The sequence below is a fragment of the Moraxella sp. CTOTU48841 genome (assembly GCF_032061225.1).
Taxonomy (GTDB): Bacteria; Pseudomonadota; Gammaproteobacteria; order Pseudomonadales; family Moraxellaceae; genus Faucicola; species Faucicola cinerea.
This window is the reverse complement of record NZ_DAMBFQ010000003.1, coordinates 20242-43856: the sequence shown is the minus strand read 5'-3', so window position 1 is coordinate 43856 and position 23615 is coordinate 20242. Positions and strand designations below refer to the sequence as shown.

22 protein-coding genes are annotated in these 23615 nt (G+C 35.4%); 5 read left to right on the top strand and 17 right to left on the bottom strand.

Annotated features, from left to right (window positions below):
• Positions 1–122: 122 nt before the first annotated feature.
• The 8 genes from RT034_RS04655 to RT034_RS04620 form a co-directional block, all read right to left on the bottom strand.
• Positions 123–1202: a helix-turn-helix transcriptional regulator gene (locus RT034_RS04655; RefSeq protein WP_313014237.1), complete on the bottom strand. Its 1080-nt coding sequence runs from the start codon at positions 1200–1202 to the stop codon at positions 123–125.
• Positions 1199–3106, bottom strand: coding sequence for a DUF262 domain-containing protein (locus RT034_RS04650; protein ID WP_313014236.1), 1908 nt, complete (start codon positions 3104–3106; stop codon positions 1199–1201). Before RT034_RS04650 ends, RT034_RS04655 begins: the two co-directional genes overlap by 4 nt.
• On the bottom strand, positions 3093–4436 hold the full coding sequence (locus tag RT034_RS04645) for a DUF262 domain-containing protein (protein WP_313014235.1): 1344 nt from the start codon (positions 4434–4436) through the stop codon (positions 3093–3095). Before RT034_RS04645 ends, RT034_RS04650 begins: the two co-directional genes overlap by 14 nt.
• Before the next feature lie 17 nt (positions 4437–4453).
• Positions 4454–5308, bottom strand: coding sequence for an SIR2 family NAD-dependent protein deacylase (locus RT034_RS04640; RefSeq protein WP_313014233.1), 855 nt, complete (start codon positions 5306–5308; stop codon positions 4454–4456).
• A gap of 15 nt (positions 5309–5323) precedes the next feature.
• Positions 5324–6073 carry a hypothetical protein gene (locus RT034_RS04635; protein ID WP_313014231.1) on the bottom strand — a complete coding sequence of 250 codons (750 nt, stop codon included), beginning with the start codon at positions 6071–6073 and terminating at the stop codon, positions 5324–5326.
• Positions 6074–6166: 93 nt separating this feature from the next.
• Positions 6167–6931 (bottom strand): ADP-ribosylglycohydrolase family protein, encoded by a 765-nt coding sequence (locus RT034_RS04630; RefSeq protein WP_219300714.1) that lies wholly within the window; start codon positions 6929–6931, stop codon positions 6167–6169.
• A 13-nt stretch (positions 6932–6944) separates the two neighbouring features.
• Positions 6945–7454 carry an opioid growth factor receptor-related protein gene (locus RT034_RS04625; RefSeq protein ID WP_313014229.1) on the bottom strand — a complete coding sequence of 170 codons (510 nt, stop codon included), beginning with the start codon at positions 7452–7454 and terminating at the stop codon, positions 6945–6947.
• Between the two features lie 17 nt (positions 7455–7471).
• Complete coding sequence (locus RT034_RS04620; RefSeq protein ID WP_313014227.1) at positions 7472–8305, bottom strand: PP2C family protein-serine/threonine phosphatase; 834 nt, start codon at positions 8303–8305, stop codon at positions 7472–7474.
• Between the two features lie 197 nt (positions 8306–8502).
• On the opposite strand from RT034_RS04620, the gene RT034_RS04615 reads away from it, so the two are divergent.
• From RT034_RS04615 to RT034_RS04600, 4 genes are all read left to right on the top strand, one after another.
• Positions 8503–9132, top strand: coding sequence for an AAA family ATPase (locus RT034_RS04615; RefSeq protein ID WP_313014225.1), 630 nt, complete (start codon positions 8503–8505; stop codon positions 9130–9132).
• Positions 9129–9380, top strand: coding sequence for a hypothetical protein (locus RT034_RS04610; RefSeq protein WP_313014222.1), 252 nt, complete (start codon positions 9129–9131; stop codon positions 9378–9380). The genes RT034_RS04615 and RT034_RS04610 overlap by 4 nt, the downstream gene beginning before the upstream one ends.
• Positions 9381–9518: 138 nt before the next feature.
• Entirely contained in the window at positions 9519–10577 is a 1059-nt protein-coding gene (locus RT034_RS04605; RefSeq protein WP_313014219.1) for an HNH endonuclease, read from the top strand.
• Positions 10578–10671: 94 nt separating this feature from the next.
• Entirely contained in the window at positions 10672–11193 is a 522-nt protein-coding gene (locus RT034_RS04600; RefSeq protein WP_409566305.1) for a class I SAM-dependent methyltransferase, read from the top strand.
• Between the two features lie 22 nt (positions 11194–11215).
• Here the strand turns inward: RT034_RS04600 and RT034_RS04595 are convergent, their stop codons facing one another.
• The 7 genes from RT034_RS04595 to RT034_RS04565 all read right to left on the bottom strand — a co-directional run bounded on the left by RT034_RS04595 (position 11216) and on the right by RT034_RS04565 (position 20005).
• Positions 11216–14662, bottom strand: coding sequence for a site-specific integrase (locus RT034_RS04595; protein ID WP_313014214.1), 3447 nt, complete (start codon positions 14660–14662; stop codon positions 11216–11218).
• Positions 14659–17220, bottom strand: a complete 2562-nt coding sequence (locus RT034_RS04590; protein WP_313014211.1) for a site-specific integrase — start codon at positions 17218–17220, stop codon at positions 14659–14661. Before RT034_RS04590 ends, RT034_RS04595 begins: the two co-directional genes overlap by 4 nt.
• A complete protein-coding gene (locus RT034_RS04585) occupies positions 17220–17714 on the bottom strand; it encodes a hypothetical protein (RefSeq protein WP_313014209.1) in 495 nt (164 codons plus the stop codon). Before RT034_RS04585 ends, RT034_RS04590 begins: the two co-directional genes overlap by 1 nt.
• Positions 17715–17887: 173 nt before the next feature.
• Positions 17888–18271, bottom strand: a complete 384-nt coding sequence (locus RT034_RS04580) for a hypothetical protein (protein ID WP_282842436.1) — start codon at positions 18269–18271, stop codon at positions 17888–17890.
• A 9-nt stretch (positions 18272–18280) separates the two neighbouring features.
• Positions 18281–18577: a hypothetical protein gene (locus RT034_RS04575; protein ID WP_313014205.1), complete on the bottom strand. Its 297-nt coding sequence runs from the start codon at positions 18575–18577 to the stop codon at positions 18281–18283.
• Positions 18578–18584: 7 nt separating this feature from the next.
• Positions 18585–19781 carry an Arm DNA-binding domain-containing protein gene (locus RT034_RS04570; protein ID WP_313014203.1) on the bottom strand — a complete coding sequence of 399 codons (1197 nt, stop codon included), beginning with the start codon at positions 19779–19781 and terminating at the stop codon, positions 18585–18587.
• Between the two features lie 8 nt (positions 19782–19789).
• Complete coding sequence (locus RT034_RS04565) at positions 19790–20005, bottom strand: hypothetical protein (protein ID WP_313014199.1); 216 nt, start codon at positions 20003–20005, stop codon at positions 19790–19792.
• A gap of 259 nt (positions 20006–20264) precedes the next feature.
• Between RT034_RS04565 and RT034_RS04560 the strand changes: the two genes are divergently transcribed.
• On the top strand, positions 20265–20912 hold the full coding sequence (locus RT034_RS04560) for an XRE family transcriptional regulator (protein ID WP_313014196.1): 648 nt from the start codon (positions 20265–20267) through the stop codon (positions 20910–20912).
• 48 nt (positions 20913–20960) lie between these two features.
• Here RT034_RS04560 and RT034_RS04555 read toward each other — a convergent pair whose 3' ends face one another.
• Together RT034_RS04555 and RT034_RS04550 are read right to left on the bottom strand one after the other, a co-directional pair.
• Positions 20961–21917 (bottom strand): RepB family plasmid replication initiator protein, encoded by a 957-nt coding sequence (locus RT034_RS04555; protein ID WP_076775502.1) that lies wholly within the window; start codon positions 21915–21917, stop codon positions 20961–20963.
• A 442-nt stretch (positions 21918–22359) separates the two neighbouring features.
• Positions 22360–23610, bottom strand: a complete 1251-nt coding sequence (locus RT034_RS04550; RefSeq protein WP_076775504.1) for a Wadjet anti-phage system protein JetD domain-containing protein — start codon at positions 23608–23610, stop codon at positions 22360–22362.
• Between the last annotated feature and the right edge of the window lie 5 nt (positions 23611–23615).

Below are 23615 nucleotides of genomic sequence, written 5' to 3'. Positions count from 1 at the left end.
GACTTCTAAAAGTCATACTGTTATAAGCAAATTCATCTTCTAGCCCATTGGGTACAGGTGGTAAGGGTGAAGAAGATTCAATTGCTTGATACAGGGTTGTATATAGTCACAAGCGTTCATTTTTATGCATATTGCCCTAAGCCTGCTTGTAAACGCTCAATGACATTTTCGCGGATATAGCTAGGTTCGATAACTTCCGACAATTGCGACATTGCAATCAACCATTCTTCTAGTCTTCCAGTGTTCATTACTTTTGCGGTCAATAATTTATTATTAGCGTCAAACGGCTCAATAATTTGGTCATCAGATAACGGACGTTCTCGCAGATGGTCACAGGCATAGGCATTAATTTTTAGCTTCAGTTGTATCAATTCTGGTTTGTCATTCACATGAATTTCAAGTTTTCCCATCTTTTGAAGTTTGTCCAAACTATAATTTTCTACCCAGTTTGGGATGGTTTCATCAGTGACTTGTGCAGCATAGATGCGAGTTAAGGCAAAATTACGGTGATTGGCTAATTGTTTTTTCTCACTTAACGTTGGGCTATCACCAATGGTGTAAAACCCTGTTAAATAAACCATGTTGTCGATGAATACTAGCCCTACGGGATACAGTGTTTTGGTTTCTATGTCACTTTCCCATTTTTTTCGATAGTCAAATTGCAAAACTTTTTGGCTTAAGATGGCTTGATGAATAACAGCTAGGATTTGGCTATCGTAATGCGGTGCTTGTAAGATGCTTGGTAGGGTAATGAGATGATTCTTCCATTTGCCAAGTTCACTCGCTTGATATTGCTTTTGGTGCTGCTCTCGAACGGTGCTAATTTTTTGTTCAAGGGTTTGATGAATGGTTTTGGGTAAAAAGTTGGCAGTGAATTTATCGAGCATTTCCCAAAAAAATAGATTCTCATTGTCAAAGTTGCCAAGGGCATGATTGGGATTGATGTAATATTTTGGGGTTTTACCTGAAATTGTGCCTGCGGACCAACTTGGAATACGGACAATGGCTGCTTCCCCTAGCAATGAGAATAAGGCAAGCAAATCATTTTCAAGCAACTTAGTTCGGCTTTTGGTCTTTTCGCCAGTTGGATTGAATTGCATGATGAGTTCACTTAAGCTTTTGGCATTTTGCTCACCTCGTGGTAAATACTGATAAAGGGAAATGAGTCGTTCACCTCTTGGATGTTCCATGATGTCAATCATGCTTTAGCTCTCTCTTGAAGCTCACTTTTTAAATTAAGAATGTTAATCATTTCACCACCATGACTTTCAATAGTATTTCTATCCCAACTTTCTGCTTCTTCCATCATTAGTGATAATTTAAGACTGTTATAATCGCTTTTACTAAAATTTGCTTTTTTTGCTAACGGCATATTGTTTGTGAATTTGGAATTCATGTTTGAAGTAATGAGACATAAGTTACCTATACTATGTAAGACTCCTTGAATATCTTCATCCCTATTTTTAATATCGGGATTTTGTGGGTAAAAATGCTCTACTGAACTACGGAACGTAAAACGAAATTTTTGATAATTTCCCTTTTTATTTTTCCACAACAAATAATCCAAACGGTTAAAAATAAAGTTTGGTATGGCTGTACCTAAATTTAATAAAGAGTTTAAAGTTTCGGTATTAGTTTCGTTTAATTTAAATGACTCAGTAGAAAAGTCATTATCATAAATTAAATCAAAGAAGTCCTCAGCATTACGCTCTGCCTTACCATAATAGTCAAAATAATATCCATCACTTAGATTTTCTAAAAATTGAATATATTCAATAGCGTTAAATGATTTTAATTCATATTTAAATAGCCATCGCAAAACTGCGTATAGCCAGTTTTTATAAATTCTTGAAGGATTTGAAACATGAAACATTGATAAAAGCATTACGATATTATCATTGTGAGAGTCGAATGTATTTTTTCCACTCAAGTTGTTTGGATAAATAGTTAGTAAAGACCAATGGTCATCTTCAGATTTTGTGGTATCACTTTTTATCACAAAACGGTCGAATAGATATCGACATTGCAATAACACCATCACAAAAGCTTTAATGTTTTCTTGCTGATTGGCTTGGTCTAAAAAGTTAAAATTCTCTAAAAGTCGTTTTTCATCGAGTGGAATAGCTTGTATTTTGTCTTTGGTTTCTGCTGTTTTTTCTCGATAAATTCGTAAAACGTGCATTAAAAAATTTGGAAAATCAATGACTGAATTAAAGCGTTCAGATTTTTCATGACTTTGTACTTTATCACCTTTAAATTTACCATTGATAATATTATAAATTGTTGGCTGTAACTCTTCTTGCTCATTAGTAATAAGGCTCTTTTTTTCCGCCTGTTCTTTTAAAATGTAAAAATCACGGATAACAGAAAAATTATTGGGAATAACCTGCCAATCAGTCCCAAAAATCTGGTCTCGTAATCCTTTATCAAAACCCATCGCTACATAACGGCTCATATCCGAGCAAGCGTCCCAAATCTTGGCGAAGGGTATTTGTTCCTCTTTATTAAGATGTCCCATAAGACGAGCTTTTAGTACCTCATGCTTTTCAAGCTGTTCACCACGGGTGTTCATAATTTCAAAGTAATGATTTAAATCCGTTTGGGCCGGTACTTCAGTACGAATAATTTCAACTTGGTTGAAGATAAATTTTGTTAAGGCTTCGCCTTTATCATTTTGCCAATATTTTTCAATAGATTTTTTAGCTTGCAAAAAATTCGCAGACAATAGGGCATCCTTTAATGAATATGCAGCGAACAAGTCATTTAAAGCGTTATCAGAATCTTGGCGGTATTCAAAACTGACGTTTTTCTGATTAAAGGGCATGAAAGAATAATTCTTCTGTTTTAAAAAACTAGCAAGTATCGTCAAAGTCGTTAAACGTTGCTGACCATCAATGACTTCAAACACACCTTCTTCACGTTTGGATACTACTAAACTACCAATATAATAGCTTTTATTACCTGCTCGTAACATGGCATTATAAATATCCGTCAATAAAAGTTCGATTTCGGTATCACCCCACGCATAGTTACGTTGATAAATGGGAATTATGTACTGGTCGCTTTTAAGTAACTCACCGATTTTTAGTGTTTTAGTTTGACCCATTATTTGCTCCCATGCCAAAAATTTCTTTAAATTTATTATCTATATTGTCAAATTTATTTTCAAAACCCTCACGACCAACCTGCAAAACAATATTTGGCTTATAGGCTCTTTCTATCGTCTTAAATAGGCTATTAGTTGAAATAGCTTCATTTTCCATGGTGACGTAACCAATTCTTGAATAATTTAAGCGTAAACGATATACCCACCAAAAGGCTTTATTGATAAAGCTCTCAAGTTGGTTATCGCCAAATTTATCGTAATAAGCGAATACTATATTTTCAAATAGTGTTCTTAAATAACGGTCACCCGTTCGTGAATTACCATGATAGTTATCCAAGAAATCAATAAGGTTTTTGCCTAAATCAATCTGATTAATTTTTTTAATTTGGCACAATTTACCTGTTTTAGCATTAAAGAGTTCAAAATAAATTTTGCGGTAATACTCAATATAGGTAAAAAACCATTCTCCATTGATAATCGGCTGATTAGTTTGGAATCCTTGGGTCAAAAAATGGGATTGGAATAATAACGGATTTGATTTGGCAAATTCAGATAATGCAGTAGCGGAAAGCGTGGCATATAAGTATGGAAATTTTTTGCTGTCTAGTTCTGAAATTCCTTTAAAGGTATCCAACTTTTCACTAGTAAACACCTCGCTTTCAAGTCCATATTGCCAACGTCGCAACCTAAAAAGTAACTGGTTAATAATTTTATCGAGATTTGGGCTATTTTCTAATGCGAGTGCTGATTTTTCCCATTGTGATACGCTTTGATGAATGATACTTTCTGGCTTATCTTGCATTTCTCGCAGATGATAGGCTTTTAATAGGTCATAAGCCTCTAATGGTTTACCACGAGCGTTTTGTGAATCAAAAAACTGAAAGGCTTCATCTAAATCTTCTAATGTTACGCATACCATCTCACAAGTATTTAAAAGATAATCAGCAAATTTTGCTTGATTTTCTTCGGAAAGATTTTCAATCACATAACTTTTTAAATATGAGTAATTTTCTTGAATATTAACCTGGCTAATACTATGGGTAAATTTTTCGTATAAAAGTTTTTGTGGACAACCAACAATATGTAGAAATAATGACAAGCTTACAAGACGTTGCTGTCCATCAACAATATTATTCATACCTTGTTCTGCATGAATAACAACTGTCCCAATCCGATATGTTTTATTGTCTTTAAAATGAATAAGCAGGTCGTTTAACAACTGTTGAACATGACGAATTTGCCATTTATAAGGGCGTTGATATTCGGGAACTCTAGGATTTAATGCAAAGATCTCATTAATCTTTTTGACAGTAGCTTTTTCTTGGCTCATAAACTTTCTCAATTAATTTATTTTGTGTTCAATTCATTTAAAACTTGCAAAGCCTCCAAAGCTCCCATATCCACGCCATAGCAATTTGAATTATTGGGTACTTGGTATTCACGCATATTGATACGCAGAAAACTTACCGATTCATTAATCGGATAGCTAACCAATCTTTCAGCAAACTTGCGTACTGTAGGAATAGCTGTTCCTGCGCCCAGTTCGATAATCGCCAAATTTTTGACATTAAACAGCCATTGTTCAAGTTGATATTCTTTAGGTAATTGGTGTTGAGCTTGCCATTTCCAGTCATCAAACATCAAAATATTAGGACGAGCTATACCGCCACAGTGTGGGCAAAGTGGAAAATCATTGGTTAATTGACAATATTCTTCATCAACCACAGGCGTATAACCATCAACTGACCAAATATCTTGCTTACAGTTATCAACGCATTGAAGCCAATGAATTGAGCCGTGACACTCAAACACTTTTTCATCGTCAAAGCCAACTTTTTGAAACTCACCATCAACATTACTGGTAAACACGAATGCGCCATGCGTTAGGTTCGGTAAGGTTTCTGACCATTCTTTAAGTAAATAAAAACCCTGATGTGGCTCAACCGCACGATAGGTATTAAGCCTTAAACCATAAAATCCCCAAGCCAATTTTGGGTCAGTATGAAATAGCTGTGGTGTTGCCATATCCACAAAGCTTTTACCAAGGTGTTTTAGGGGTGGATATGCTTTCCAAAAGCCTTGATTACCCCGAAAATCAGGCAGACCTGAATCCACACCCATCCCTGCCCCTGCTGTAATCAGTAATCCATCGGCTTGTTTAAGATGCTCGGCAAATTGGGCTAATTGCTCTAGATTATTCATATCTCGTTCCGTCTTTTAGTTTTTACTAAATTGGCTTTTTACATACTCTTGCATTAAATTGTCCTTTTGGGTTGAATTAGTGGAACTTTTTGCATCAGCATCTTCATCTGAATATATCAGATACTCACAAATGAAACAGCCTTGTTCACCCTTATGCCACCAATCAAACTCATCAAAAAAATTAATTTGATAATAAATAGTAGCTTGGTCAACATCTAAATTTTGCATCGTCATTTTGTTAATAATTTCTTGCTTCTCAAAATCAAAACTTGTATCAGCAAAGATATTAATCATTACACTTTTTAATCGTTTATCTGATTTGATTTGGTGCATTCTTAAAGCTAATGCATTACAAGCCTTATTAACACAGTTCTCACCATTAGCGTGACTTTGAATAAATTGAATACCACCCCCGCCAGATATTTCTTTTTCAAAATCATTCCAATCTATGCCGATAAAGGCACATTTACTCGATATAGATGCTAAACCATATATTGCCATTTCAATTTCATTTGGTAAGCATTCGATGATATTATCGGCAATGTTTAAACAATTGAAATATTTATTCGAAGTTTTAATAGCAATGAGGTATTCAGTTTTAGTTTGTTCTCGATATCGCTGTAAATCCACCACATCAATATCATTGCTAGCAACAAAAAATGTCGCATGGTTTAAACCATTAGCAACTTTATTTGGCTCATATTTGGCAATGCTTAAACTTTCCCCAACAAAGATATCACTCATAATCGTATATTTATTCTGCATTGTTTCTTCTTCCTTTATTGAAATGAATCGTGATATCGCAGGTTAATCTGAAAAGATTCTTTGTCTTATCTTTTTACATGACATTATCTGTTTTTAAATCGCTTGGTAAAAAGCGGTAATAATATCTTTAAATTGCTGTGGTAGCTTTTTCATCGCTTCATCCATCAAATACTCAGGTATCTCTCCATAATAAGCTTCAGCGATACCCCCTGCGATACAAGCCATCGTATCCGCATCCCCACCAAGCCAAATAGCTTTTCGAATCGCATCTTCATAGTTTTCTGATGCTAAAAACGCGATAATGCTTTCAGGCACTGACCCCTGACAAGTCACATCAAACGTATAAGTGGGTTGAATATCTTCATAGCTTCTTGATAAATCATAGCCAATCTGTAAGGTAAGTTGCTCACGAATTTCATCCTTGGATGCTCCTTGCCTTGCCAAATAAATCGCCAATGCAACGGCTTGCGCCCCCTTAATCCCTTCTGGATGATTATGGGTAACACTGGCCGACTTTTCAGCTTCTGATAATGCCCATTCCCTTGATTGTGCCATAAAACCAATTGGGCTAACTCTCATCGCCGAACCATTGCCAAAACTGTTATAGCTTTGGGGATTTGATGATGTAAACCACCGAATAAAAGTACTGCCATAACCTCGATTTGGATAAGCTCTTGCAAACTGATAAAGCGCTTGATTGTAAGAAGTATTATCGAGTAGAGCCGTAGCAATTGCTATCGTTAATACTGTATCATCGGTATAGCGACTAAATGGATGCATCAGTGGAAATTCAGGTGTTTTAGGCGGTCTTCGCTCATAGACACAGCCTGCTATATCACCAATAATTGCGCCTAACATATTTTAATCCTCTTTAAACACTACTGGCATCAAAGGCTATCAACCAATTTTGCATCGTTTCTTCGCTGACTTTTTGCGAATCGTAAGCGGTTTTAATCACAAAATACTGAAAGTCTTTCGCCAGTTGAATTTGTCCAAGTAGTCCTAAACTTCTAATCACACGGCTGATTCGTAGTTGATTATGGTTATAGCGAGTTAGCCATAATTTATGATTTTGAGGTTGATTAGCTATCAAGATAAACTGACAGTCTTGTCGCTCAATGCCCCAAAACTTAAGCATCATATTGAAGGAAAAAATTAAATTTTCTTGTATCCTCATATCTTGACGACAAAGTTCTATATCATTTTCTGTTAATACAGGTGCATAACGGTTATTGGCACTGGGTTTATCAATCGGGAATAACCATTGAATGTAGTTGTGTGTGTGTTCCAACTGAAAATCGCTAAATGCCCAAATATCGGCCAATTGGCGTCCTTTATTATCAGACACTTTTCTCTGTAAAAATTGGGTAATCTGACTCATCGATTTATCATCTTTTATTAACAGAATCTTATGACAATAACTGTGACATTATCATAAGCCCGACCTTGTGAGACATAGATTTGCTTGCGAAGATTTTTTAGCCAATCCTGTAAGTCTGTCTGCCCATCAATCGTGGACCATTCTTCACATGACACTAAGTCATGCACCCCATCACTACACACTGTTAAGCAATCCCCGGCTTTAACTTGTAACATTTGGCTATCATAGCTTGGCATTGGATTACTAATCTCATCACTATCAATGGTTAAATAATCGGTGATGGTATATAAAGCCGTTGCCATACCTTGTTTATTATATTCACTAAAATCGGTAGTTCGACCTTCCGCTTCAGCCTTGTCGTCAACCAGTTGATTCAGTAGGTTATGGTCACGGGTAATACATCGCCAGCCGTTGTTAGTTATAGCATCAGATCGCTGTAAATAAACCCGACTATCACCTACATGTTTTATCACAATTTCATCACTATCCTTTAACCGATAAGCCAATACCAATGTTGTCATTGCACCTCGATATTTGATTGGTGCATTAGCAATTTGCTCATAGATTGATTGCATCGATACTACAACCGACTGATTTTGCCCATTCTGATAGCTTTTCCAAAGCCTTTTAACTGCCTTGACCGCAATAAGACTTGCATACTGAGAAAGACTGGAATGCGCTACCCCATCGGCAACTGCCACACAAAACGCCTCTTCAGACGTCTGAACTTCAGTAATCCCTAATGACGTTTGATAACAGTCATTAAGAAAGAAAAACGCATCTTGCTGCAAACCGTTATTGGCATTGCCTTGAAAGCTCATCGCACAAAGTTGGGCAGATAATGGTGGCATGAATATTCCTTTTATTAGCCTTCTTATGTCATTATAGAAGATAACCTAGAAAAATAATTTCTATCTCACCAAGTTTATAAAAATGTTTGATTAACTTTATAAGCAGTATATAATCAGTTGCATTACAACATTATTTAACTATTGATATGATATTAATTTAGTTCTAAATTAAATATTTTTTAGTGGATTAATTTATTATGATTATTTTATTAGGCAGTCAGAAAGGTGGCTGTGGCAAATCCACCATTGCTATTAACTTGGCTTGCGGTTTAGCACAAAAAGGCTGTGATGTCATATTGGTGGATGCCGACCCTCAGCAAAACGCTGCCAATTGGGTTCGCGATCGCGATGAAACAACTTTGCCAAAAGTACACTGTATTCAGCGTTATGGTGATATCAAAAGTACGCTCAAGGATTTAAATGAGCGTTATGAATATGTGGTCGTTGATGTGGCAGGGCATGATAGCAAAGAACTACGCACGGCGATGTTAGTAGCAGATATGTTGATTGTGCCATTTAGACCATCTCAGCTTGATTTAGATACCCTGCCCCATTTGACGGAAGTGATTGATCAAGCGATAAGTTTTAATGACAAGTTAAAATCGTATGGCTTATTAACGCTTGCACCAACTAATAAAGCCAATAAAGAAATTGGACAAGCCAATGAATACTTAGCAGACTTCCCTATACTAAAACCTTTATCTACGGTGATTCATGATAGAAAGATTTATCGTGATGTTTTAGCTGATGGTAAAGGGGTGATTGAAGCCAATAATGCCAAAGCGGCAACTGAGTTTAAAACATTAATGCAGGAGTTAAAATTATGATTAAACGTCGTACCAGTGACACACCCATTTCTGAAGATGATTTTATCAATGGCATTGATAATGCTAATCAGACTTCAGACAACGCTTCTCCCATCAATCCAAAAGCACCACGCAAATTTAAATCACATACGCTACCTTTAAATGAATATGAATATAATTTGTTGGTTGAGCTTGCGGATAAATATGGACAAACTCATAGCGGCATTATTCGTTATGCACTTAAACAGTTGGCATTAAAAGATAATTAATTTAGAACTAAAATAGTTTTATATTAGTGCAATTTTATGAATTACATTGATTATAAAATTTACATTTTTAGATTTCTCATGTATATATTAGGATGTGAAAAATATAACTATTAATTATATACAAGCGTAACTTTAAAAATGAACGCTATACCCAGTTTTGATTTTCAAATTCAGTTTTTGAAATACATCCAATGGTTATTAGAAATGAGTAGCTACACTGCGACTTATAAGTTTGCATTACTCATGTCTTTAGTCAATTCTTCGATTGAATCAGCAGTTAATGATGATCGTTGCCTTTTTATTTCTTATCACCATCTTGCTGATCATTTTATCCAATTATACTGGTCACAAAGCTTACCTTATGCACCAAAACAGGTTCAAGATGGTGAGATTTTAAAGCAGTTAACAGGTGGTCAAGCATCCGTTATTAAAGACATTATAGAGTTAAGAACCATCGAGCCCAATATCAATAAAGCTAAAGTAAAATTGGCTAGTCAGTGGCACGGCTTAAGAAAAAAGGTAGCAAGTAACATCAAGCGAAATCCAGCTCAATACTTGCAAACGCCTGAGAAGAATATTCACTCGACGTTTTTATATGACTATCACGCCCATACGAATGGCATTGAATTAAAACAGGGTATTGCTTATTGTTTTGCCCATTACAGCGTAATTATTAATAAATTATGCCAACAATATTGGACTGAATTTATTCGAAAGAATAATCAGTCCTTATTTTCAGATATTATAGATTTACAACAGTTTTTATTTGGTGAGTCGCGTCAGAATTTAAGTATATTTTTACCTTTATTATCAGACTTGCAAGATAATCGATGTTTTTATTGTGGCAGTAAATTAACCGACTTTACCAAAACTGCCGAAGTTGATCACTTTATTCCTTGGTCAAAATATCCCAACGACACTGCTCATAATTTTGTACTAGCGGATCACAAATGCAACAATGCCAAAAGAGACTACTTGGCACACACTGATTTTTTCGAAAAATGGAATGATCGTAATCACACCCACGGCTCTCAAATACACGATTACGCAATGACGCACAATTTCTTTACCAATTTACCGCAAACACAGAACGTAGGTGCTTGGGCTTATCAAATGGCGATTGAAAATAATGATCTGATTTGGCTACCTCCCAAGAAACTCGAATCCATTGATTTAACTTTTAATCCAAACTTCTAATATGTCCGCTTCATCAAGTACTCTAGACTATTATCAACATCATGCAAAATCGTTTGTGGATCAAACATTCAATGTCGATATGTCAAAGGTGTATATGCCTTTTCTACAAGCATTGCCAAATGACAGTCAAAAAATATTAGATATAGGGTGTGGTTCTGGACGAGATGCAATTCATTTTGCCAAATTAGGCTATCGAGTGACGGCGATTGATGCCAGTCAACCGCTTATCGAGTGGGCAAAAACACATGATTCAACAAACTTAGTTGAGTGGCAATGTTTAACCTTTGAAGATTTACTTACATCAGATTGGCAGGGAAAATTTGATGGAATTTGGGCATGTGCCTCCCTACTTCATTGTCCTTTTAATGAGCTGACTACTCTACTTGCCAAGCTATCAAACTGTCTCAACAAGAATGGCGTTTTATACGCTTCTTTCAAATATGGTGACAGTGAACGCTATGATAATGAGCGTTTTTTTTGTCATATGAATGAAATTCGTTGGCAACTACTTATTCAATATTTAGGTCTTTCTACCCTTAATTTATGGCTAACAAAAGATAATCGCAGTCAAAATTCACAGGTTTGGTTTAACGTACTTATGAGAAAGACATACTAACTGACTCTCAGAATTGGCTACCTTATTTTTTACCTATTTTATCTAAGTCTTCTAAGCTAAAATTCGTTTCATCCTGCAAGAGCATCATATGGGTAAAAAACCGCAATAATGGAGAAAACATATATTTATAGGGTGCTTTTATCTCATTAGCATTGTTTGGTTCGCTAATTCTAGGATTTTTGACTTTAATCCCAAAGATAATTGTTGATTGTGTATCATCTAATTTATGATGAAGTAGTTTTGCCCTATCTTCAAAAGTCTGATTATCTGCGTCTAGCTGATTATCGTTTTGACCAAGCTCTGATTCTTCAAAGCCTTTTGCGATACTTGGCCATAAAGACTGTTTGTGGGCATACATACACCATTCTAGCGTAAATATTTGTTCGGCGATAATGATAAAACGCAGAAAATCCACCAAATCTTGACTTGAAGCTTTAAAAGCTATCGTTGCATGACTAGTGGTGGCCCTATTCGTTATCACTGTGATAAACCATTGCCAGTCTTGCGGAAAATTTAAGCGAAATTTTGTCGCTCGCTTCATAATCTCATGCAACATTCGAAGTTCGATATGAAACGAATTTTGCATGGGAAGATAGGGATTATTTGTATCGACAAAGCGGGGCTTAGATTGCCGTACTTTTCTACCATTGTTGTTAGCTTTTCTCCTTTTTGTCGTTTTTATATTGGCAATAGCTTCGGCTCGTTGCTTAAACAACTTAATATCATCCAGCGGTATTTTGATTTTGCTACTAATTTCTAAATTCGATAACCCATTGTTAAAATCCTGTAGCATGGTCATCAGCTTGTTGAGACTATATCGACGGAATAAATCCGCCGATGAATTCGCTGTATTATCAAAAATATCGGCTAGTATATTTTTAAAAGCCATATTTTTGGGTTGTTGACTGTGTTTTAAGCCCAATGAATGCCGATACAATAATTTTCTTAAGTGAGATAGGTGGATATATTCATCGGTAATGTTAATCGCATTGTCTTTAAAGTTTTGAATACTCAAACCTGTTAAATTACTGATAAGTGTCCTTGGCATAGCGGGATTGGCTTTAGTTATCTCAAACGTTGCCGACAACATTGCAAAGTGATTATAGTATTCTAGCCCACGTTCTGGCGAAAAATGCCCCGCAATACCTGCCACTAGATACCAGCCAAATTGATTATACTCATTTTGCCCAAGTAACTCTGATTTGATCTGTCCGATTTGTGGCTCATCAACCCCTGTCACTGTAGATGCCAGCTGACTATCACTATTGAGAATTAGGCTAATATTGCTAATGGCGGTATGGCGAAAGCCGTGGACAACATGACCGATTTTTCTTGGGTCTATATCAGCTAAAATGTTGGCTAATAGCTTATTTATAAAGGTGCTAGGCAGTCGTTCTTTACTGTTTGATAAGGTGAATACCAATTGATGTTTATCATTACTACGATTTGACTGTAAAAAGTCTAAAACAAACTGCAATTCTTCAGGCATCAAAAGCGTATATAGTGGAATTCTTCGGTTACTCACATCTGTTTTCAACCGTCGATGCTGGTTAGGACGTACAATGATTGACGGCTGTCCGCCGTCCAAATTTTCGATATCGCTGTACTTGAGTCCCAACAGTTCAAACTTTCGCATACCTGTGCGATACAGCAAGATAAACAGCGATAACAACATATCTGCTTCTAATGAATCTATGTTTAGGCGTATTTGCTGTAAAATCGCTTGATAGAGAGCGAAAGAAATCCATTCTGCCCTTACCTTCTTCTCGGATGTTGCTTCTGGGATAACTACCTTGACAATACCAAAGTTTTTATGAGTAAAACCATGCAATTGTTGCAAGCGTCCCGCAGGATAGTTAATCGCTTCATTGCCTAGTCCTATGCGTTTAAAGTCTAGTATTTGCTCATAAATAGCCTCGAAATCATCTTCCTCCCAATCGAGCAAGTTTTCTCCAAGCGTATAATACAACCAATCATAACCTATTGAAGAAAGATACTTTTCTGCTGTATCTGTTTTAACTGGTTTTTTGCCAGAAAATAAAGAAATTATCCATTTAATCAAGATCTGTTCGCTTATGTGGTCAAATCTTATAAGCAAACTGTTTAAATCCTCAATATACAATGCCAGTTTACGTTGTTGGGTTAGTTTTTCACCAACTTTTAATTCTGTTCTTTTTTTATCATATTTTTTGCGAAAAATATGGCGTATCTCATCAATTAAATCGGAATGACGAATTTGGGCTGATAAAGCAATGGAAGCATCACTCAGCACTTTTTGTTTTTTGGCAGTTAAGCTTACCAAATCCGTCAAATTATACAGTTTCTCTAACTTTCTACACTCAAAAGCATCGAAAAACAAGTCGTTAAACTGTGATGTTAATAACCCTGCGGTATTTTCTGTACCTTGCAAAACACCAACCATAGTTTGGTCAATGTTGACATTCTCTAATAACTCCCAATAATAACTGGCATTATCCAACAAAAATTTTAATTTTATCCCTTCAAATAAATACTCAGGTAGTACAGACTGTAAAGCTTGCAATACCAATTGCTCAAGTTCAATTTCTATCAATCTGTTTCGAACTTCAATTGGTATTTTCCTCACGGTCAATAACCACATTTGACTGACCAAATCGACACAAATCTGCTGTGAATTATAGATAAGCGATTTTTTGCTATTAATATCACTAACACGTTCATTGCCGTATTTTTCATTGCAATAGCGAATATTAGCAATTACTCGATAATCGATAAAAGATAAACATTCAGCTTGCGATAGTGTCTGAAGCCAACCTATCAGCATTTCTTTATCGTTAATACCGCCAAATATGATACCTGAAACAGCCAGCCAGCCCATAGCTACTTGTTGGTTTTTCTGACTGTCATTAATGGTTTGATGAAAATTGGTATGTTGCCAATGCGTTAGAATCAAAGCGATAATTTGAGATATTTTTTTGCCTTGACGAATCCAATCTGGATTAATTCGGTAAGGATTTTGTTTCGTACCTGTTTTGATGGTCAAAGGTGGTGGGTAATAACCATTTTTTAGCCGTGTTTTTTTATTTTTATTGACGACAAACTCGGTTAATATTTGGGTAGCCTTTATATATACGGTTGAATTTTGGCTGTATTTTTTATCAATGAGTGCATAGCTTTGTTTGACAAATTCTTTATATCCTCTTTTGTTCAAGCCAATATAAATCTCAGTTAGTTCAGATATTTTACGGTTAAAGGCTTGCTTAGCTTGGGGTGTGTCTTCAAGTTTTTGTCTTTGTTTGGCTATTTCTTTTTTATTAATTTTCTGACTTCTTTCACCGCTATCACGGAAACCGTCTTTGAATTGAAGTTTATCCCAAAGTTGCCATAAGTCGGCAAATAACAACTCTTGCAAACTCACAACTGGTACACGATTTCTACTCTCTTGACTGGATTGCAGTCGTGGGGTAAAAGTTAAGGCTGATAATTTCATAAACTTAACGCTCGCAATCGCTCAGTAACTTTATTTGCAAAATCTTTATCGCTTAACGTTAAACCAAGCTCAGTCGCTATATCATCAAAAATTTTGGCTTGCTGCTTTATTTGAGATTTACTGATGCTTGAGTATTCGCCCAAAGCTTGTTGCAAATGACGTTCATGTCCAATAATTTCATTGATAATAGTCATCGGCATTTGGCGTTTTTCAAGTTGTGTTCTGACAAAATGGCGTGTCCAGTATGGCGATAACTCTATGATATTTTTTAAAAGCTGTGCCACTTGTCCGCGTTGTATTGAGCTAACTTTATCAGCATTTTCTGCCATCAGATTTAGCAAATGATGTTCTGCTTTATCCCCGCTTCGTTGTAACTCAAACAGAATGGTTTCAATTTTTCTTGATACCTTAGATTGATGAATATGCTGATGACGAAAATCTGATAGAAACTGGCGATAAAGCCTTAAATGCTGTGTCAGTGCTTGGCAGAGCGGAATTAATCGATGGCTTTTTACAGCTCTATTCGGCTTATCATCAATCATCAGCCAACCAACAGTTAAATCGATGTCGTGAATATGACTAATCGCATTATTGGGTCGTACCCCTGTCAATACACAAAAGATTAGCCAAACATAGACACTATAGCGGTTAAATAGCTCAATTGTGCTTGGTGCCTTTAAAACTAAATTTTGTAAATCTTCAAAAATCTCTTTGACGTACTCAATTTTTAGAGCAAAGCCCGAACCTGTCGTAAAATCTTCTTGTTTCTTGATATAGCCCGTATCCAAAGCTTCATATTTATTTAGCCACACCACTGCTTGACGGTAAAATGCTACGAGTTCTTCATTGGTATGGCTACTGTAGTACATCGCAGGAGCTTGATTGAGTGGAACACGACTGAGTATATCCGCAATATGACTATTACAGCCTTGCACATAGTTTTTCAAAATGATTTGCAGGCTGGACTCTATGCGTTGCTTTGACAGATAAGTAATGCCCAAATCTTGCCTTACCGATGATAAATAAACTTGCAGTTCTTCAGATGTGGGAAACTTCTTAAGCGTGACAAGGTAATTGAGCAATTGTTGTGGCAATGGCAGTTTGATAATATCATATTGATTTTCATATTTATTTTGGCGAAAGACAAGTTTTTGACGGGTAATACCCAACACAAACTCTAATCTTGCATGTCTTTTACCGAACTCAAATAACTTTGATTTTTTTAGAATTTTCGGCTGAATAAGCCAATTTACAGAAGTCGCCGTTAGCATGGATAATAAAAAAACACTTGCACAGTTTTTAATCAGTCGTAACTTTTCTAGGCTCTTTTCATCAGTTTCTGATTTTTTTAGCTGTTTGTTTTTATGATAAATATCTGCATCAATAACAAATCGGGCGAATACTTCTTGGTAACTGGCTGGAGTAAGGGTCGAAGGATGAGTGACTAAGTGTTGTTCTTTAGCACTAATGCTATGCTGGGCTAAGTTTAAATCTTTAATTTGTAAGGGAGCAGAGTTTTTGACCAAATCATTTGAAGTATAAATACTGGTAACAATGGGTGGCTCTAAATTGTCTACTAGCTCTTCAATAAACATCGGCTGACGAATATTATTCAACTCGATAGGTATGGCTGAAAAAGCCGTCAGCTTAATAGATTGAGAACTATTTTCTGTATCTAGCGGTTCGTATTTGACTAAATTGGTATCTATTGGGATATTTACTTCTAAATTATTGGTATTATTGCCTTTCGTTCCATTATTGATAAAAGAAGGCAAGCTAAAAGCAACTGGCTTATCATTATTTGGGAATAGGACAGGTTCTTCAGATGCCTTTATTTCTTTATCGACCGCTTTTTTGGTTTTTTTGCCTGTAATCAGCTCAAGATATAAGGCAATATGGCCCACTTGGTTGCGTTTCTGCTTTTGGTCTTTTTGGGGATTTTTGCTTTTTTCTGAAGCGGTAATGGTTTCTGATAGGACTTTAAAATGCTCGATTAATGTATCAAAGTGTAAATCTGACCCTTCATTTATATCAGGTAATTTTTCTTTGAGCCAAGTATAAACAGACTGTGAGCGTGTTATTGGTAACTTAAAACGAACACTCAACGCTTTGTAATAACTGGGCTTATCCAATCGATACATCATTAAGGTTAAATAAATAGCGATTTTTAGCCATGCTAATTGTTTAGGATTAGATTTTTCTCGCTCAAGTAGTATCGGCAATTGCAAAAAGACCATTTGCTTATTTAAGTTTTTATTATTTTTTAGGCTTTTTGCCAAATGAGGAGGCATCGCTACAGGCTCTGATAACTGCTCTAATGTTTCTTTTGTCAAAGGAAATTGAGTTAATGCTTTCTGCCCAATCATTATTATATTTAATAAGTCTTGACAGCTTTGCGGTGAAATAATATAGCCTTGGTTATCAATAGTTGGTTTCGGCAATGCCTCTATCACCAAGCCTTCATTTAAAAAAATCTGTTCAATTAATAATTGAACTTCTTCTTCGTTCAGAATTTTAAAACCGAGGCTATGAGACAGTTTAGTTCTTTTAGCAGACATTAACTTGCTCTTTTATAGGTGGCTGTTGAGATATCAATTAACTGGCAATACTGCTCAATAGTAAAGACATTTTTATGAAACATTTTTTGGCATATATTTGGTGGGAGTAAGCTTTTAATTGCTGTATAGATAGATTTTATGGGTAATTTTTTTTGATGATTTTTGATTATTGTTATTAGTTCTTTGAAAATCTCAGTTAAATCAAAATGGATTTCTTTAGATCGTTTAATTAACAAATTTTGCGGGATTATGATCCCAAACTCTGGGCTATATAATAGATAATAAAACAAAATATTATTTTGTATAAAGTAATTCTTTGATTCATCGACATAAAAGATTATTGGCGTTTTTAGTAGTGAAAGAATTTCGCTTTCTAAATCTGTATGCAACAAGTTAATAACAATATATTGATGATATATTTGATACCATGGCCCTATATCTTGTGGTAATGATAAATAATATTGACGTAATTTATGAGAAGTAATAGCAGCCACGAGTGAACAGATACTAAAGTTATTTTTAACATTATAGTGAAATCTCTTAATAAAGCAAAAAGAGTATAAAAATCTTTTTTAATAAGTTTGGTTATTTTATGTTGCCGATAATTCTAATCTAGAAATAAAAAAATACCGTCAAGTTTGACGGTATTTTTGACATAAATAGTATCTTAGAATGGAATATCGTCATATGGCTCTAAACGGCTTAGAAATTCATCTAAATGTATAACGCCTGTATTTTTAAACAATGTGCATTCCGTGCATCTCCAACCTATCAATGATGTAGGGTTTGGTAAATCGCAGGGATTTTCTAATTCATACATTTTGCCACAGCAATCACATTGTATATCTAGGGCGTAAGCTTTTATCAAAGATAATTTGTGATATAACTCTTCAAAACTCACTTGATAATGCTGACAGATATAATAAATATGCTGTTTTAAAGGCGATTCATATGGCGTTAACTGCATATATTGAGATGGTTTCCAATAATCTTGGCACATTTGTAGTGACCTACCGTTGAGCATTGAGTTTGAAACTAAATGGATACGCATACTGCCTCCTTATATAAAATCTTGTAATGTTTGTTGAAATAAACGACGTAGCTGACGATACCGTTCATATTCTGTTTCATCACTGTCTAGTAGTGAGAGTTGGGTCTGTGCCCATGCTCTCACTGCCCGTTGACCGTTTAGACTTGAATTAACCTTTAAAAAGTCTGCCAAATCATCATGCTCGGTAATACCAAATTCAAAAATAAGTTTATTCCCTAAATCGCGCGCTTCAGCAGTGATAAAATGCTTACGAGTTTTTTCATTAGCTTGGTGTATTAAGTTTTGAAAATCAATAAATTCCATCATTATGCCCTCAGTTATTTGTTTGATTAGTTGATTGCATGGGTTTGCTTGTCGCAACAAGTGCTTCAAATGCGCTACCATCACGTCTTGTATTATTTGGCACATAACGGCTGTACACCTTAAAAAGCATCATTGTGTTAGCATGGCCTAGCTGACGAGCAATCCAAGTAGGATCTTCACCCGCGGCTAGCCAAAGTGTTGCTGCTGTATGCCGTGTTTCATAGGCTCTGCGATGTTTCAAACCAAGAATTTTCAAAGTTGGAGCCCAAACTCTTCGATTCACGCTGTGATAATCCAGTGGATTACCTTTTTTGTCACAGAAAACAAATTGAGATCGCCCAAATGTTACTTCATGCTGTGCTTTTAAGGCTTCATATACCCATTGAGACATAGCTATTTCACGATTTGAATCTGCTGTCTTTGTTTCGCCTAATTCACCATTTACCAAAGCGCGTCTAATGCGAATTTCACGCTTATCAAAATCCACGTCTTGCCACTGCAAGCCATCAATCTCACTCGTACGCATACCTGTAAAAAACCGTACGGTATAGTAATTTTTGTAATCCTTGCGCACGTTCTCAATAAATAACCAAGCCTCATTGAGCGAAAACGGCATAATATCGGGCTTAGTATTTTTAAGTTTTTTGATATCACCTATCGTATTCTCGAATTTGTAGCGTTTTGCTGCTTCATCGAGTATCATATTAAGCGTCATCATAATCGAGTTGATTCTGGCGGCAGATAAGGTGTTGTTAGCTTTGCCGAAAATCACTTTGGCGAGGGATGTACGGAAAGCTAACGCATCTGCTCTTTGTATGCCTGAAATTGCTCGTTGACCGAAATACTTAATCAAGTATTTATCTAAAATCACTCGAATTTTGTATTGGTAGCCTTTGCGCCACTCCAACTTCTTTTCTTCAAACCATAATTCTGCAAACTCTCCGAACAACGGCGTATCAGAAACCAAGGTATCTGCTCGTTCTTTTAGCGATTGCATCAGTTCAGCTCTATTACTTTTTGGGAAATATGATTTATAATCAAATATACCAAGCGTAATTTCGGCTTGCATTTTTTGGACAACTTTTTCTAGTCGTTTACGATTAGCAGGATTATCTTCTAAATTTGTCGTTTCTCGGCAACGCTGACCCATATACATGAAGTCGACTAATAAAAACTTGCTGCCTTTTCTCGTGCGTATATTTGCCATACTTACTCCTATTGCAACGTCATCGCATTGATATTACTGGCAAAAGATTTTTTCATATCTTTCTCAATTTGTTCCCAGACATAAAGTATTTTGCGGCCTCCGAAAGGGCGTATATAATGAATGCCTTCAATCAGTACGCTATCTTTAAGTTGATTTCGAATGGTAGCAGTGTCATATTTAATACGTGCTGCTAGCTCCTCAGTGGTTAAATATGTAAAGGTCATAAAGACTCCTTGTAAAAAAAGGTTTTTTTGGGTTAAACTTAGATTGTTCTACTTAATATCGGGTTGTTTTTCTAGATCAAATCCTTAAACAACTGCCGATGTAGATATAATACCTATATACAGTTATATAATCAACCTATTTTTAAATATTTTTAGGTATTTTTTTATATTTAGGTACTTAATTATTGATATCAAACATTTTTTTATTCGAAAATAAGTTATTTTTTTATATAAAAATACCTTATTTAGGGTTATTTTTATGAAAAATTTATCACTTCGCTTAGAGCAAGCTAGAAAAAATGCTCGTTTGACACGTGATGAGGTTGTCCAATTAGCGGCACATACATCTGGTTTTTCAAGAAGCTCATTACAAGATTGGGAACAAGAGGATAATACTCGAGAACCTAAAATTGAGTACTTGTTTGACTTAGCAAGAATTTATAACGTTCATCCATGGACGCTATTAAGTGGGGAATCTTTAGCTCAAATTAATACCGTTGATGCTTTGGCTATTAATAGTCTTAATCTATTGAATAATGCAAATCAACCTATAAACTTAGATTTCCCTTTACCTAAATGGTGGTTAGATGGGCGAGATTTGGAGATTTCGCAGTTGGTTGGCTATGTTTATAAAGGTGATACGATGTCACCTACAATTGCTAGCGATGCGATTGTTGTTGTAAATAAATCGGAAAATCAATTGATTGATGGTGGCATATATGCTCTGCTAATTAACTCCGAGTTATTTATACGTCGAGTGCAACGTTTGCCTAATGGGCTTCGTTTAATAAGTGATAATAGTAAATACCCATTGTTTGATGTTCCACAAACTAAAATTGATGAAAATGGGTATTTTTCAGTCATTGGACAGGTAATCTTTATTGGTAATGATTTTAAGACGGTTTGATTGTTAAACTCATAAAAAAAGTACGATGTAATCATCGTACTTTTTTTATTATTTAAATCCAAGCTTGATTAAATAAGGCATATAGTCAGATACTCTATTTTTATCCCTCTGTAATTCATCTATTAAACGCCTTAAAAAATCATTAGATGATTCGCCTATACGAGCAAAGTTACTACCAAATCCGCTATCATTAGCTAACTTTTTAGCAAATGTTTGAGCTTGAGAAGTTGTTAGTAGTTTGATGCATTTTGAATCAGCCTTTTCTTCTTTATTTGTTTTTCGCTTTTGTTTAATTATTAGTTCTAGATGAGAAATACTTCGACCCGTTCGTTGAGATTCAAGCGTTAAGTGATAATCTCCCTGTTTATTAATTTGCTCTATGGCTGGATCTAACACTCTTCTACGAAACTCGGCAATTTTCGGGTATTTATCTGACACACCAAAAATATCTTTCCACGCCTCAACAGTCATCGGTGGAATTTTCCCAATATCTTTCCATTTGCTGATTAGCTCATATAATCTTTTACTACTAGAACCTGTAAATTCAACTGTTTTGATAAAATCGTAACGAGTGTAGGATTTGCTGGTGTTCTCAATCAAAAACTTCAATGGATCAGAAAAATCTAAGATGATAAAGCCTTGTTGGTCCTGGTACATCACACCTTGCAACCAACTGTATTCCGAACGCAAGGTGGTGTAGTTATCGTGATTAGGCTTAATCACTGTCAATTTATCTGTATCATGTTCTGCTTGAATATTCTTGTCAATATACAAGGTAAATCTGAGTTTTCTATCGCCTAAAATTTTAGCGGTATCTTTTAAAGCACGATAGGCATAAACTTCATTGACACGATTAGCCGCAGCGAACTCTTGAGCACTAATCATTACTCGCCGACTACCTGACTTGAGACGATGCAATTTATTGACTGCTAATGTCATTAAATCTTGTTCAGCTTCAGTCAGGTCATATCCTGCTTCAACCAAAGTATTTGATTTAATAATCATAACTTCGTTTGCACCTTTTTTATAAAAATTATGCTCATTCCCCACTTCTTGACTCGCTATAAAACTATTTAGTGAGAGTATAGAAGTCTAAAGCGTTATGGATAAAATCATAAACTATCTTAAAATGCATCGGTTACAAAGCCTAACAATTTTCTTGATTATCGTACCGAATTTCTGATGATATTTCGGCTAAATCTTTATCATTATACATTTCACCTATCTGTACACCGGTTTCACCTATCCGTACATTTTAACTCACCTATTTGACGTCTTTATTTATCCTATTTGTACATTTTAATTCTCCTATCTGTACATCTTTAGATTATCGAATCCGCTGATAGACCGGAATTGAGAATGTCTATAATAGATATAATAAAGATAATACCAATAAAAAAATTTTGAAGTATCTTTATTCATAGCAATGTTGAAATTTGCTTATGGCTTAAATATTAGTAAGTAACCATTTATGAAGTTCAGCTATCATATAATCTTGAGCGATAAATTCTTGTTCTAACCTTCTTTGGTTTATCTCTTGTTGAGCGATAAAATCAAATAATTCGGTTTCTTCTTTTCGCAAAAACTCAGGTACACTTTTGGTAAAAATGGGTTCATCTCCTCGACTGTTCTCATACAAATCATAAGTGGTTTTATCCATCATAATGGAGTGAATATTCGGACATTTTCTACGTGCATCTGATAGCATCGCCAAGCCTTCAGAATCAATATCACCCCAATAGGCGACTTTTTTAGTTTTTAACCATTCTGCTTTTAACCATGTTAGGTTTTTACCACCACCAGCTACAGCAATTGTATTAGGTAAATGTGGTAACATAAAACAAGGCATTTCATTTTCAATGACAAGGATGTTTTTGGCAGGTAATTCATATGACAATAAAGTTTGTGATGATAACTTTAGAATCGGTAAGTTAGCCAATGCAGTTTTTGATTGCTCACAAAGCGGTCGCACGAATAGCCAATCTTTTGGCTTTATCTCACACCTTAACCAGTTGAGCAAATCAAATTCTGCAATCGATGCGTTATCGATAGTTTGCTGAGTGGGGGAATATAAGCTTTCTGCTAGAATTTCTATCACTTTTAAATTGTTTTCGATAAATTTGGTATCAATTCCTTCAATGTTAATTGCCCTAAGGTAATTTCCTTTACCCATGGCGACTTTTAGTTGTGGCAAAAGTTTTGTAAGCTTGATAACTTGCAAATCTGATAGCGGTTCTATCATTTCAAGATAGCTAATCAAGTTATTAAAAATACGTTTTTGAACGTCAGTAGTCTTGCCTAATTGCACCAATTGTTGAAATTTTTCTTGCAAACTGCTGATTCGCTGCGTCGCTGATTGACCCAACATCTCTGTTAGCTTAGGTAAATCATTGATAATCAATTTTGTGGGAATTTTCTGCTCGCCCAAAAATCCCAAATTTTTTGTCTGCCATTGGATTTTAAGATTGGGATAATCACCTTCAAACGCCTGCCAAGCTTTGACAAACGCTTGAAAAGATTGTGTATCTTGAGCAATGACTTTGCCAGAAGTTGGCGGTTTTAAAGGTACAACGATTGGAAAAATAGTTTTTTGTGGCATATTTCCTTTTAACAATTGTTTAAATTTGCCAATATTTTGCCAATAACGTCGGTTCAATTCATCAACGACTTCTTTTGGCAACTTCCCCCATGCCGTCATGTTTT